This window comes from Lonsdalea britannica (genome assembly GCF_946477055.1).
GTDB lineage: Bacteria > Pseudomonadota > Gammaproteobacteria > Enterobacterales > Enterobacteriaceae > Lonsdalea > Lonsdalea britannica_A.
The window spans coordinates 14882-28050 of the sequence record NZ_CAMKXG010000003.1 but is presented as its reverse complement, the minus strand read 5'-3'; the positions used below and the strand labels follow the sequence as shown (position 1 = coordinate 28050).

The window sequence follows — 13169 nt, the reverse complement described above, 5'->3', positions numbered from 1 at the left end:
TACATCAGCTAAAACCGCGGCAATCCGAAGACGGCCGCGGGTAAAGGCTGAATCAATTAAAACCAGGTTTCCATCTGGACGCCGAAGGTCCATTCGCCGCCAGCCGTAAAGCCGGTGGAGCCGAAGGCATCTTCGTTGGAGTAGTTGTCCAGACGTTTATCCCAGTCCATGTAGCTGGCGAAAACGCGCAGCTCGGGCCGGCTGAAAAAGTTGGCGATATCGCCAACTTTGAAGGTGGGTGCAAAGGTCAGCTTGTAAAAACCGCCGCTGACCTGATTGCGCGCTAAATAGCCTTGCGGATCGAGATCCATGTACTGATAGCTACCTTCATACGCCAATGCGAAATTGGGGGTGATTTCCTGAATAAAGCGGGCGTTGAACGTCACCCACTGATAGTCATCTCCGGAGACATAACGATCTTTGCTGCTCTGCGCCATCAGCGACGGCGCGAAGCTCCAGGTCTTGTTGATGGCGGTGGTGCCATAGGTCGCCAGACGCCAGGTATCGGCGTTTTGCGTCAGGTTGCCGTCGGAGCCGATCCCTTTGACTTCCGCGCCCAGGCCGTGACCGTACAGCAGCGCGACAAGCGAGCTACCGTCCCGCAGGCCGTAGAAATTGTCACCGCGCCAGGCCACCGCAGCGTGTACGCCGGAATCGCCAGCGTTGCTGTTGACGATATGGCTGGCGCTGTTGGCGCCGGTGTTGGTGGTGAGATCGTTATTCTTCGCCCTCAGTCCACTCAGCATGAACTGGAACGGGCCGACAAAGTTGTTGCTGGTCACGATGTAGTTCTGAATTTCGTTATCCAGCGCTTCGTTGTCGCCCAGACTACGGCCGTACAGGGAGAAGTTGGTTTTCCAACCGTCAACGGGTTGAACATCGTAGATACCGCCGCCGGTACCGGCCAGGAAGACGACGTCGGAATCCAGCCAGTGGATATCGAAGTTGTCCCGGTCGAAGCGTTTACCGGCCCACAGCGTGGTGTCCTTGAACGCGCCGGTGAAGGTTGGCAAAGAGCCCAGCTCTACGAAGGCTTCACGAATATTCAGGTCGCTGCTGTCCGCCGTCCAGTCGTTATAGCTGCGCTGTCCGTCGGCCATCATCACCTTGAAACGCGTGGTCGCGCCGTTGTCCAGCTTGGTTTTGTGTTCCAGCTTCAGTTCGAGATAGGTGTCGTCTTCGTTGCCCAGACGGCCGACGTTGCCGCCTACGCTGCCGGCAGGCGACATACCCGGACCGACATCCGCTTTGCTGCTGGTGGCGGAGTCATGTATCGCCAGGCCGGATCGCGCATAGCCGTGGAATTCGAAACCGTCGGCGAGACTGTTTTTGTCAGCCAGCGCGGTGGTGCGTTCCGCAACCTGTCGCGTTTGCTGCTCGTTTTGGCTGGTGCGCTGTTCGACCTGATGAGCCTGCTGTTCGATCTGAGCCGTGCGGGTCGAGAGCGTTTGCGCCTGTTTTTCCGCCGCGTCGGCACGGGCTTCCGCCCGCTGAGCGCGCCGTTCGGCCTGCTGAACACGCTGTTCCAGCGCATTGAGCCGATCTTCCAGCGTAGTAGTTTCCGCCCCGGCGGCATAATGAGAACACAGAAGGAGCCCTATCGTTGCAGAGAGGTATTTGAGTTTCATGGTTTTTATTCTCTTTTTAGGTTGAGCGATATTATTTTTTGCTAAATTGCTAAACCGGTTGCGCAGCGAAATTAAAGGGGAGTAAGGGGGTTGGCAAGGGTTTTTGCTAACTCGGTTCTTTATCTGTGATCCTGGCTACAAAATACCTGTTCCCGCGTCGTCTTTTTTACGCGGGAACAGGAAAGTTTTAGGAAAGCGGCGTGGCTAACTGATGCGCGTAAGGCAGCGCCGTCATCGCGCCTTTGGCGGTGGTCGCGAGAGCGCCGCAGCGCTGCGCTTGATCCACGATATCCATCCACTGGGCGATGTTGTTCAAATCGTCGTGCTGCGCCAAACCTTGCAGCAGGCCAGCGACAAAGGCATCACCCGCGCCCGTCGTGTCGACAGGAGTCACGTACGGCGCGTCGAAGTGTTTCAGGTTCTTGCTATCACGCAGCCATACGCCGTTGCCGCCCTGGGTGACCAGCAGCAGTTTCAGGCCGTAACGGGACATCAGCGCTTCCGTGCCCTGTTCGATCTCGGACGTACCGCTCAGGAACAGGAACTCGTCTTCCGACAGCTTCACGGCATCGGACAGAGACAGCGCCTGATCCAGACAATCACGCAGTTCCTGTTCGTCTTCCCACAGGTCTTCACGGATGTTCGGATCGAAGCTGACCCAACCCTGCGCTTCGCGGATACGCTTCATGGCTTCCAGCGCCGTACCGCGTGAAGGTTCCTGAGAAAGAGCGATAGAGCACAGATGCAGCCACTCGCCGCGCTGGAAATCAGGCAGGTCGTGAGACTGAATAAACAGGTCGGCGCTGGGGCGCACCATGAAGGTGAAAGAGCGCTCGCCCTGATCGTCCAACTCGACCAGTACGGTAGACGTCCGATGCTTACGGTCCAGCTGCATAAAACCGGTGTCCACCTGTTCCTCGATCAGCACCGTACGCAGGAAGCGACCGAAGGCGTCTTCGCCCACGCGGCCGATAAATGCGCTCTCACCGCCGAGACGGGCCACACCCACGGCGACGTTCGCCGGTGCGCCGCCAGGACATTTCAGATAACGATCCGTGCCTTCTGGAATAAGGTCAACCACGGCATCGCCCATGACCCATACTTTATGTGACATAACTATGCTCTTTAACTGGGATTGATAAACCGGCCGCTAAAATAGAAGAATCGGTTTAGCTAATCAACACCTTCCTGCGCCGAATGTTACCAACCGCACACATTGATCCTTAAATTAGGCGCTAGTCGGTGAAAAAAACCGGCATTTTCGCCGAAATTGATGACGTGGCGAAGTCATTACTCATGGTGAATATTATGGGTAAAAGGGTTATCTGGCCGACGCGCTCATGACGGTACGGTTGATCGAGCAGTGAGGAGGCGCGCCCCCCCAGAACGAGATTAAGATGGGGATGCCGCGCCGCACTCTGGCTTTTGAAGGCGTCATTGGACTGACGGTGCGTTCGCGCCGCCGCAGGAAAAGTGCTGCTACGCTTAGTCAGTGGAGGGAGGCTATCAGGATGAATTCAGAAGCGATCTCGGCGGCGATATCACGTTACCTGCGTCGGCATCATGTGCTGACGCTGTGTACGGGCGATGCCGACAATCTATGGTGCGCCAACAGTTTCTACGTTTATGACGCGGACAGGGCGGCCTTCGATATTATGACTCCGGCGGACACGCGGCATGCCCAATTGATGCGGGACTACCCGCTGGTGGCGGGCACCGTCAGCGATCAGCAGAAAAACGAGATGTTGATTCAGGGCGTACAGTTCCGGGCCGAGGCCCGCCTGTTGCAAGGCGCGGAGGCGCACGTCGCCCGCGATCGTTACAATGCGCGGTTCGCCCTTGCCCGACGGTCCCGTTCGCCGCTATGGCGCTTAACGCTGACGGAGCTGAAAATGACCGACAACCGGCTTAGCTTGGGGACCTGTCTGCAGTGGCAACGAGACGGCGCAGTCGTGTCATCACGCTGAAGCCTCAACGCAGGTGATGGATGACCTGATTGCTGCTGCCGCGCCAGATCAGCGAGGGGTCTTTCAAATCCTGCACGAACTTACCGTCAACCAGCACGTTAATCAGATCAACTACCTGACGCTGTTCCGGCGTCAGCTCCGCAAGCAAATAGCCCGTCCACACCCAGATATCCTTGCCCGCGCACTCGCGGCGGATACGCTGTACCAGACGCAGGATGTCCGGCACGTTCTGCGGGTGCAGCGGATCGCCGCCGGAGAGGGTAATACCCTGACGTGGGATGTCGGTATCTTGCAGGTCGGCGATAATCCGATCCTCTTCGACCTGCGTAAACGGCTGACCGGCGCTGAGCCGCCAGGTGGTTTTGTTATAACAACCCGGACATTGATGTTCGCACCCGGCGACAAACAGCGCGCAGCGTGTGCCGGGGCCGTTAACGACATCCACGGGGTAGTACTGAAGGTAATTCATCACGGTTGTCCCTATCCGGGGTCGTCCAAAGACGGCCTGTCTTGAGCAGCGTGTGATTCGAATCCCCAAGGGGAGAGCGAATGGGGACTCGATGAGCGGGAAGCGTCAGCGCCCGGCCGGCAGCATCAATATTGTCGGCCAGGCGCTGAGAAAGCAGGATTACCCCAGCTGGCCGTTAGCCAGATGTTTGATTCTGCGTTTTACCTCTTCCTGTTTGCCCGCGTTAAACGGACGCGCGTCCGGGCTGCCCAGATAGCCGCAGACACGGCGGGTGACGGAAACACGCGAGGAGTCGTGGTTACCGCATTTCGGGCAGGTAAAGCCTTTGCTGGTGCAGGCGAACTCGCCGGTGAAGCCGCACTCGTAGCATTCGTCGATCGGCGTGTTGGTCCCGTAATAAGGGACGCGGCTGTAGCTGTAATCCCAGACGTCTTCCAGCGCTTTAAGGTTGTGCTGCAGGTTAGGATATTCGCCGTAACAGATGAAGCCGCCGTTCGCCAACGCCGGATACGGCGCTTCGAAATTGATTTTTTCGTACGGGTTCACCTTCTTCTCGACGTCGAGATGGAAGCTGTTGGTGTAGTAGCCTTTGTCGGTCACGCCCGCGACTACGCCGAACTCCGCGGTATCCAGACGGCAGAAGCGGTCGCACAGGTTTTCACTCGGCGTGCTGTACAGGCTGAAGCCGTAGCCGGTTTCTTCTTTCCAGCGGTCGGTCGCGGCTTTCAGATGCGCCACAATCGCGACGGCCTTTTCACGCAGCGTTTCGTCGTCGAAGACATGTTTCTCATTGCCGAACAGCGCGTTGATCGTTTCATGTACGCCGATATAGCCGAGAGAAATAGACGCGCGGCCATTCTTGAAGATTTCAGCGATATTGTCGTCCGCTTTCAGACGTACGCCGCAGGCGCCTTCCATGTAGAGGATGGGGGCGACGCGCGCCTTCACGTTTTCCAGACGGGCGACGCGGGTCATCAGCGCTTTCTTCGCCAGTTCCAGCCGCTGGTCAAGCAATGTCCAGAACTGAGACTCATCCCCTTTGGCTTCCAGCGCGATGCGCGGCAGGTTTAGACTGATCACGCCGAGGTTGTTGCGGCCGTCGTGGATCTGCTCGCCGTTCTCTTCATAGACGTTGAGGAAGCTGCGGCAGCCCATCGGCGTCTTGAACGAACCGGTGACTTTCACCACCTGATCGTAGTTCAGGATATCCGGGTACATGCGTTTGCTGGCGCACTCCAGCGCCAGCTGTTTGATGTCGTAGCTCGGATCGCCCGGTTTGTGGTTAAGGCCGTCGCGCACGGCGAAGACCAGCTTCGGAAATACCGCGGTTTTGCGATTTTTACCCAGCCCGGCGATGCGATTGCGCAGGATGGATTCCTGAATTAGGCGAGATTCCCAGCTGGTGCCCAGCCCGAAACCGAAGGTCACGAACGGCGTCTGGCCGTTGGCGGTGTGCAGCGTATTAACTTCATATTCCAGCGACTGGAAGGCGTCGTAACACTCTTTTTCAGTGCGGCTGTGCGCATAGCGTTCGGCGTCAGGAATGTTCCACTCTTCCGCTACGGCCTGATGCTTCTTGTAACTGGCGGCGACGAACGGCGCCAGAATTTCGTCAATGCGGTTGATGGTGGTGCCGCCGTAGATATGGCTGGCGACCTGCGCGATGATCTGCGCGGTGACGGCTGTCGCCGTAGAGATAGAGCGAGGCGGCTCGATCTCGGCGTTACCCATCTTGAAGCCCTGCGTCAGCATGCCATTCAGGTCGATCAGCATGCAGTTGAACATGGGGAAGAACGGTGAGTAATCCAGATCGTGGTAGTGGATTTCCCCGCGCTCATGCGCCAGCACCACGTCGCGCGGCAGGATGTGCAGCTTGGCGTAGTGTTTCGCGACGATACCGGCCAGCAGGTCGCGCTGAGTCGGGATCACCTTGCTGTCTTTGTTGGCGTTCTCGTTAAGCAGGGAAACGTTGCTCTGTTCAACCAGACCACGAATTTCCTGCGTCAGGCGTCCCTGACGTTCGCGTGAGACGTCGCGGTCGTGACGATATTCGATGTAGGCGCGAGCGACAGGCTTGTAGTTGCTCGACATCAGCAGGTTTTCGACCGCGTCCTGAATTTCGCGGATTTCGACGCGGGAGCGTTCTTGCATCTGCTCGGTGACGGCGGCCGCCACGGTCGCGCAAAAGTCCAGATCGTTAACGCCCGTAGCGCTGGCGGCTCGCTCCACCGCCTCACGGATACGAATTTCATCAAAAGGTACCTGACAGCCGTTCCGTTTAATCACTACTGGTTTCACGTTCGCGTCCTCATTAATGTCTGTGCAGTTGTTATCCACAGGCACAACCGCGGCCCATCAGGGCTTCACGGGGTTGTGGATGATTTTGTGGATAAGCGCTATATGTAGGTCTTATTCTGAGTATAGACACTATATATTGAATTTTGCCAGCCGGGATTATAGTGAGTTTGGTAATGAGGTTTATCTCCAATTTCAGGCTGAGATTGATGCAGAACAAAGAAATTTCTAAACAGCTTAAATTAGAGACGAATAGCATGATGCCTTTTTTGTAAACGTGAGAAACGGAGGTGGAAACCGTATTTAAATGCGCAAAAAGGCATAGGAAAAATAGGGTTTTCTGGCCTTTGCTCGCCGTTTTTTTAAACGGTTTTTTTTCGCCGCCGATTCACGATCATGACCGGCTTTTCTCCGCGCGATTGTCATATTCCTCGTAAAAAAAACGCCCCGGCAGACCCTACTTTTTTAAGGATATGGTCGCTGTGCCGCTGACCCACTGTTGTCTTCAATCGGCGCGACGGAGCCAGGGGGCGCTTTCTTATGCTTCATCAGGGATCTGAGGGTGTTCCGTGTTGCAATTGGGAGGCTGCGATCATGGCGGGCGGCGGCAACGTGAAACTGCCGCAGAGCGTTGAAGCTCTCCCGTTTTTTAGCTATCAAGGCTTCTAGACATCTATATGACTTTTTTTGTAAGGTGGGCCACCATTTTTTCAGTTTCGCTGAGTAAGGAAGGACGATGTCAAAGAACGTGCTGATTCTGGACGGCGGCATGGGCCGTGAACTGGCGCGAATTGGCGCGCCTTTCCGCCAACCGGAGTGGTCGGCGTTAGCGCTGCTGGAATCTCCGCAGCACGTACGTCAGGTGCATGATAGCTATATCGCCGCGGGATCGCAGGTCATCACGGCGAACAGCTACGCCGTCGTCCCGTTCCATCTTGGCGATGATCAGTTCCAGCGCCGCGGCCATGAACTGGCTGCGTTGGCTGGCAAACTGGCGCGTGAAGCGGCGGACGCCGCACCTCATCCGGTGAAAGTCGCCGGTTCGCTGCCTCCGGCGCTCGGCTCTTATCGGCCCGATTTGTTCTCCGCCGAAGCCGCAGAATCTATCTTACGCGTGTTGATCGACGCGCTTGACCCCTACGTTGACGTCTGGCTGGCCGAAACCCAGAGTTCGCTGGCGGAAGTGACGCTGGTGCGTCAGCTGCTGGCGGACGATTCGCGCGAACTGTGGTTCTCCTTTACTCTGCAGGATGAGCTGGATGAGCAGGGCCGTGCGCGGTTGCGCTCCGATGAGACGATTGCCGAGGCGGCTAAAGGCGCCATTGAGCTGGGCGCCGCCAATCTGTTGTTCAACTGCAGCCGCCCGGAAGTCATGGCCCCCGCCGTCGCGGAAGCCCGCGCTCAGTTCAGCGCGCAGGGTGCGACCATCGGCATCGGCGTGTACGCCAATGCGTTCGAGCCGGAAGATAATCGCCGCGAAGCGAACGACGGCCTCAGTCGACTGCGCGCCGACACGCACCCTGAAGGGTATCAGCAGTGGGCCGCCGAATGGGTGGCGCAGGGCGCGACGCTGGTCGGCGGCTGCTGCGGCATCGGACCCGAACATATTGCCCGCCTGGCGCAGGCGTTGCCGTATCGGGACTAAATCCCGATCGGCGTCTATAACGATAATAACCTCTCGCCACGAGCAGGGGATAACAGGGGAACACATCATGAATCGTCGTCACTTTATCAAGAACGCCTGCGCGCTCTCGGTCGCCGCCGCTACGGCGGGTTGGCCGCTGAGTCACGCGTGGGGGGCGGATACTGCGGAAACGCCGAAGAAAGGCGGTCATCTGATCGTCGGCGTGGATAATGCCTCCAGCACCGATCGCCTCGATCCGGCCTTCTGGTTCGAAACCTATATGTATTTCGTTGGCTCCCAGCTGTTCAACAATCTGGTCGAACTCGATGAGCGCGGTGAACTCAGCCCGTCGCTGGCGGAGTCCTGGGACAGCCAAGAGGGCGGCCGCGTCTGGGTGCTGAAAATCCGGCAGGGCGTACAGTTCCACGACGGTCGTACGCTGACCGCCAAAGACGTCATCTATTCCTTGAACCATCACCGCAGCGCCGAGTCGAGTTCGTCGGTGAAAGGCTATCTGGAGCCGGTCACGGCGTTGGAAGCGACTGGTACGCATGAAGTGACGATCCGACTCAATGCGCCAAACGTTGAATTTGTCGCGCTGCTGAGCGACGTGCATTTCGCCATCACGCCGGAAAATGAATCGTTCGATAAAGGCATCGGCACCGGCGCTTTCATTCTGGAAAGCTTCCAGCCCGGCGTGCGTACGCTGGTGAAACGTAACCCGAATCACTGGAACAGCGCGCGCGGTCACGTCGATTCCGTCGAAACGCTGGCGATGAACGACTCTACCGCCCGCGTCGCGGCGCTGGTGAGTGGTTCCGCTCACCTCATCAACCGCGTCAATCCGCGCATCGTCAGTCGGATTGAGAAGATGCCGAATTTGCAGCTGCTGCGCTCGCACGACAGCCAGATTTTCACATTCCCCGGTCTCGGCAGCCTGCCGCCGTTCACCTCGCAGGACGGCCGACTGGCGCTCAAATACGCCATCGATCGTCAGCAGATTATCGATACGGTACTGGGCGGTTACGGCACCGTCGCCAACGATAACCCGGTATTCCCCTCTAGCCGCTACTTTGCGAAAGACATTCCGCAGCGCCCGTACGATCCGGAAAAGGCCAAATGGCACTGGCAGAAAGCCGGATTCAACGGACCGCTGGTGCTGTCCGTCGCCGATGCGGGCTTCCCCGGCGCGGTGGACGCAGGCCAGCTTTATCAGGCTTCCGCTCAGCGAGCGGGAATTCCATTGAAGGTTGAGCGTGTACCGGACGATGCGTTCTGGGACAATGTCTGGATGAAGAAACCGTTCGTGTCTTCCAACTGGTCTATGCGTCCGACGACGGATGCGTTGCTGTCGCTGGTGTTCACCAGCGGCGCGCCGTGGAATGAATCCGGCTGGAAAGAGCCGTCTTTCGACCAACTGGTGCAGGCGGCCCGTGGTGAAGTCAACGAAGAGAAACGCCGTCAGATTTATCATGATATTCAGCTGATGCTGGTGGAAAAGGGCAGCGAAATCATTCCGCTGTACGCCGACTCTCTCGACGCTTGCAGTCAACGCGTGAAAGGACTGACGGCAATCCCCGGCTTCCCGCTGAGCGGCAACCGCGCCGCAGAAAAATTGTGGCTGGCATAGGGATTGCCCAGCCGATAGGTGAGACAAGATGAGCGTGCTTGATAGCGTAAATGCCCGATTGCCGCTGCTGACGATGATTTCGCGTCGTTTGCTGGCGGGCGGGCTGATGATTGTGGTGGTGTCGGCGTTGATTTTCGCCGGGATCCAGCTGTTGCCGGGGAATGCCGCGACCGCCATTTTGGGGCAAACGGCCACGCCGGACGCCGTGAAGGCGCTCAATCTTCAGCTTGGGCTGGACCAACCGGCGTTGGCGCGCTATTTCAGCTGGCTGTCGGGCATCGTCCACGGCGACTTCGGTCATAGCTTTACCAGTCGCCAGCCGGTCGGACCGGTGCTGGCTTATCGGCTTGAAAATACGCTGTTTCTGGCCGCCTGCACCTCGGCAGTTGCGGTGCCTCTGGCGCTGCTGATCGGTTTTCTGTCGGTGCGTTATCAGGGCAGCTGGCTTGACCAACTGCTGAACCTGTTTACCCGCACGGCGGTGGCGCTGCCGGAGTTTTTTTCCGGCTATCTGCTGATCCTGGTGTTCTCCATCACGCTCTATTGGCTGCCAAGCAATAGCAGCGTAAACGACGGTATGCCGTTCGCGGACCGCTTAACGGCCGTCGCGCTGCCCGCGATGACGCTGTTGCTGGCGGTGCTCGGACATATGAGCAACATGACGCGCGCCGCGCTTATCAGCGCCCAAAATGCCGCCTATGTCGATACCGCGCTGCTGAAAGGACTGTCGCCTTCCAGCATTCTCTGGCGCCATGTGCTGCCCAACGCCTGGGGGCCAATCATCAATGTGATCGTCTTGAATCTGGCCTACCTGATGGTGGGCGTGGTGATCGTGGAAAACGTGTTTGTTTACCCCGGACTGGGGCAGTACATGGTGGACAGCATCAGCAAACGCGATATCCCGGTGATTCAAGACTGTGCGTTGGTGCTGGCCGCTATTTATATTCTGCTAAACCTGCTGGCGGACGTGGTCGCGTTGATGGCTAACCCGCGTTTACGCCATGCCCGGCAGTCGAACTGATGAGCCGGCGCGATCCGCAAGATCGTCCCGATGGTAATGGATAAGAGTACATGCCTCCTGTGAAACCTTCCGTTGTACTCGGCCTGTCAGGGCTGAGCCTGTTTGTTCTGGTGGCTATTTTCGCCCCCTGGATTGCGCCGTTTCCCGCCGATCAGGTGATTGGCGGCGCATGGTTAGGGCCGATGGATCGCGCGTGGCTCGGCACCGATAATCTGGGCCGCGACCTGTTTTCCCGACTGATTTGGGGGACGCGGACCTCGCTGACCGTGACGGCGTTAGCGGCCGCGCTGGCGTTTGTGCTCGGCACGCTGCTCGGCTTTCTGGCCGGGGTCTGCGGCGGGGTGATCGATCAGGTCATTTCGCGTGTGAACGATGTGCTAATGGCGATCCCGACGTTGATTCTGGCGCTGGTGGTGCTGGCGCTGCTGCCGAAAAGCCTGTTCGTCATTATTGTGGTGTTAGGCGTTCTGGAGGCGACACAGGTATTGCGCGTAGCGCGTGCGCTGGCGGTCGATTTGGCGACGCAGGAGTTTATCGAAGCCGCGCGGATGCGTGGCGAATCCATGCGCTGGATCTTATGGCGGGAAATCTTGCCGAACGCGCTGACCACCCTGATTGCAGAGTTCGCCCTGCGTTTTATTTTCATTCTGCTGTTTCTGTCCGCCCTGTCGTTTCTGGGGATGGGCATCCAGCCGCCGACCGCCGATTGGGGCGGGCTGGCGCGGGATAACAAAGACGGCATTTTATTCGGCGTGTGGGCTGCGCTGGTGCCGGGCGCGGCGATTGCGCTGCTGGCGATCTCACTCAACGTCGTCGCCGACGGGCTGCTGAGTCGCGATGGCCGTCGTTGGCAGGGAGGTCGACATGGTTGAGCTGCTGCGCGTTGAAGCACTAAAGGTGGTGGCGGGCGACAGCACGCTGGTGCAGGACATCTCGTTCTCGCTGAAAAAAGGCGAGGTGCTGGGGCTGATTGGCGAATCCGGCGCGGGTAAATCCACTATCGGTCAGGCCATTCTCGGCCACTGCCGTCACGGTATGCAAATTCAGGGCGGCCATATCTGGTTTCAGGGAACGGATCTGGCGGCGTTGTCGGAACGCCAGCTGCGCCGGGTGCGCGGTCCCCGCATCGCTTACGTTGCTCAGTCCGCCAGCACGGCCTTCAATCCGGCCCGCAAGATTGGTGAGCAGGTGATCGAAACGGCGGTGCGTCACCGAGTGATGTCGCGTCGTCAGGCTATCGAACGCGCGATGACGCTGTTCGCTCAGCTGTCGCTGCCGGATCCGTCGAGTTTCTTCCAGCGTTATCCGCATCAGGTGTCCGGCGGACAGCTCCAGCGGGCAATGATTGCGATGGCGATGTGTGCGGGACCGGAGCTGATTATCTTCGATGAACCGACGACGGCGCTGGACGTCACGACCCAGCTGGGCGTGCTCAAAGCCATCGACGACATTATCCGCATGACCGGGGTCGCGGCCCTGTACATCAGTCACGATCTGGCGGTGGTGGCGCAGTTAAGCCAACGCATCATGGTGCTACGTCGTGGTCGGCAGGTAGAAATCGGTGCGACGGAGGAGATTTTGGCGCACCCGACGCAGGAGTACACCCATCAGCTGTTGCAGGCGCGCGGCGAACCGAAAATACCGCAGCCGGACGAGCCTGAGGTGCTGCTGGACATCGTACAGTTGGAGGCGCGCTATCAGCGTCAGCCGGTGCTGCAAGATGTCTCGCTGCGTTTGGCGCGGGGCCGCACGCTGGCGGTGATCGGCGAGTCCGGGTCGGGAAAATCAACGCTCGGGCGGACGGTGTGTGGGTTGCTGGCGCCCAGCCACGGCGATATCCGTTTGCGGGGAGAAACGCTGCCTGCGACGCTGGCGAAGCGCACCCGGCAACAGCTACAGTCGATTCAGATGATTCATCAGCACCCGGATATGGCGTTGAATCCGCGTCTGAGCGTGAGCGTGCAGATCGAGCGGGCGATGGTGTGCCTGACGGATCTTGACCCCGCCGCGCGTCGCGCGCGTATTGACGCACTGCTTGAGCAGGTTGGGCTACCCGCCGAGATGGCGCAGCGTTTGCCTACGTCGCTGTCGGGCGGTCAGAAGCAGCGTGTTTGTATCGCCCGCGCACTGGCCGCGCAGCCGGAGCTAATTATCTGCGATGAGCCGACTTCCGCGCTGGACCCGTTGGTAGCCCGCGATGTGCTGGCGTTGCTGCGACGGATTCAGCAGGAAACCGGCGTTTCCTACCTGTTTATTACGCATGATTTGCACGTGGTGCGGGAAGTCGCGGACAGCGTCGCCGTGTTACGTCAGGGACGTATTGTCCGTCAGGGTCGGGTAGAGGAGGCGTTATCGCCGCCGCTGGACGAGTACACTCGTCAACTGCTCATCGCTGTACCGGAGATGCGCTGCGGCTGGCTGCAGGACGTCATGGCGGAGAGCGAAAACGACGCCGATTAGCGTAAATGCCTGAACTCGAAGATTAAAAAAGACGCGCCTTTCGGGGCGCGTCTTTTTTAATCTTCGAGGATGCGG

10 protein-coding genes are annotated in these 13169 nt (G+C 58.6%); 6 read left to right on the top strand and 4 right to left on the bottom strand.

The genetic code is table 11. The features are described from left to right. Window positions 1–56 precede the first annotated feature (56 nt). Together Q7O77_RS00620 and Q7O77_RS00615 are read right to left on the bottom strand one after the other, a co-directional pair. Window positions 57–1628 (bottom strand): carbohydrate porin, encoded by a 1572-nt coding sequence (locus Q7O77_RS00620; RefSeq protein WP_304162334.1) that lies wholly within the window; start codon window positions 1626–1628, stop codon window positions 57–59. Between the two features lie 187 nt (window positions 1629–1815). Further along, window positions 1816–2742 carry an aminoimidazole riboside kinase gene (locus Q7O77_RS00615; protein WP_304162331.1) on the bottom strand — a complete coding sequence of 309 codons (927 nt, stop codon included), beginning with the start codon at window positions 2740–2742 and terminating at the stop codon, window positions 1816–1818. Between the two features lie 397 nt (window positions 2743–3139). Between Q7O77_RS00615 and Q7O77_RS00610 the strand changes: the two genes are divergently transcribed. Then, a complete protein-coding gene (locus tag Q7O77_RS00610; RefSeq protein ID WP_304162329.1) occupies window positions 3140–3595 on the top strand; it encodes a YhbP family protein in 456 nt (151 codons plus the stop codon). Between the two features lie 4 nt (window positions 3596–3599). Here Q7O77_RS00610 and nrdG read toward each other — a convergent pair whose 3' ends face one another. Both nrdG and nrdD read right to left on the bottom strand, forming a co-directional pair. After that, window positions 3600–4064 (bottom strand): anaerobic ribonucleoside-triphosphate reductase-activating protein, encoded by a 465-nt coding sequence (gene nrdG / locus Q7O77_RS00605; protein WP_304162326.1) that lies wholly within the window; start codon window positions 4062–4064, stop codon window positions 3600–3602. 159 nt (window positions 4065–4223) lie between these two features. Then, window positions 4224–6362: an anaerobic ribonucleoside-triphosphate reductase gene (gene nrdD / locus Q7O77_RS00600; RefSeq protein ID WP_304162323.1), complete on the bottom strand. Its 2139-nt coding sequence runs from the start codon at window positions 6360–6362 to the stop codon at window positions 4224–4226. 733 nt (window positions 6363–7095) lie between these two features. Here nrdD and Q7O77_RS00595 point away from each other — a divergent pair. From Q7O77_RS00595 to Q7O77_RS00575, 5 genes are all read left to right on the top strand, one after another. Next, complete coding sequence (locus Q7O77_RS00595; RefSeq protein ID WP_304162321.1) at window positions 7096–8004, top strand: homocysteine S-methyltransferase family protein; 909 nt, start codon at window positions 7096–7098, stop codon at window positions 8002–8004. 67 nt (window positions 8005–8071) lie between these two features. Continuing rightward, on the top strand, window positions 8072–9613 hold the full coding sequence (locus Q7O77_RS00590) for an ABC transporter substrate-binding protein (RefSeq protein ID WP_304162318.1): 1542 nt from the start codon (window positions 8072–8074) through the stop codon (window positions 9611–9613). Between the two features lie 28 nt (window positions 9614–9641). Continuing rightward, window positions 9642–10634 carry an ABC transporter permease gene (locus Q7O77_RS00585; RefSeq protein WP_304162315.1) on the top strand — a complete coding sequence of 331 codons (993 nt, stop codon included), beginning with the start codon at window positions 9642–9644 and terminating at the stop codon, window positions 10632–10634. Between the two features lie 50 nt (window positions 10635–10684). After that, window positions 10685–11506 (top strand): ABC transporter permease, encoded by an 822-nt coding sequence (locus tag Q7O77_RS00580; protein WP_304162313.1) that lies wholly within the window; start codon window positions 10685–10687, stop codon window positions 11504–11506. Next, a complete protein-coding gene (locus Q7O77_RS00575; protein WP_304162311.1) occupies window positions 11499–13094 on the top strand; it encodes an ABC transporter ATP-binding protein in 1596 nt (531 codons plus the stop codon). The genes Q7O77_RS00580 and Q7O77_RS00575 overlap by 8 nt, the downstream gene beginning before the upstream one ends. Window positions 13095–13169: the final 75 nt, after the last annotated feature.

Coding starts and splice junctions, on each gene's coding strand:
- Q7O77_RS00620 (WP_304162334.1), bottom strand. CDS start 1,628: ATGAAACTCAAATACCTCTCTGCAACGATAGGGCTCCTTCTGTGTTCT.
- Q7O77_RS00615 (WP_304162331.1), bottom strand. CDS start 2,742: ATGTCACATAAAGTATGGGTCATGGGCGATGCCGTGGTTGACCTTATT.
- Q7O77_RS00610 (WP_304162329.1), top strand. CDS start 3,140: ATGAATTCAGAAGCGATCTCGGCGGCGATATCACGTTACCTGCGTCGG.
- nrdG (WP_304162326.1), bottom strand. CDS start 4,064: ATGAATTACCTTCAGTACTACCCCGTGGATGTCGTTAACGGCCCCGGC.
- Q7O77_RS00595 (WP_304162321.1), top strand. CDS start 7,096: ATGTCAAAGAACGTGCTGATTCTGGACGGCGGCATGGGCCGTGAACTG.
- Q7O77_RS00590 (WP_304162318.1), top strand. CDS start 8,072: ATGAATCGTCGTCACTTTATCAAGAACGCCTGCGCGCTCTCGGTCGCC.
- Q7O77_RS00585 (WP_304162315.1), top strand. CDS start 9,642: ATGAGCGTGCTTGATAGCGTAAATGCCCGATTGCCGCTGCTGACGATG.
- Q7O77_RS00580 (WP_304162313.1), top strand. CDS start 10,685: ATGCCTCCTGTGAAACCTTCCGTTGTACTCGGCCTGTCAGGGCTGAGC.
- Q7O77_RS00575 (WP_304162311.1), top strand. CDS start 11,499: ATGGTTGAGCTGCTGCGCGTTGAAGCACTAAAGGTGGTGGCGGGCGAC.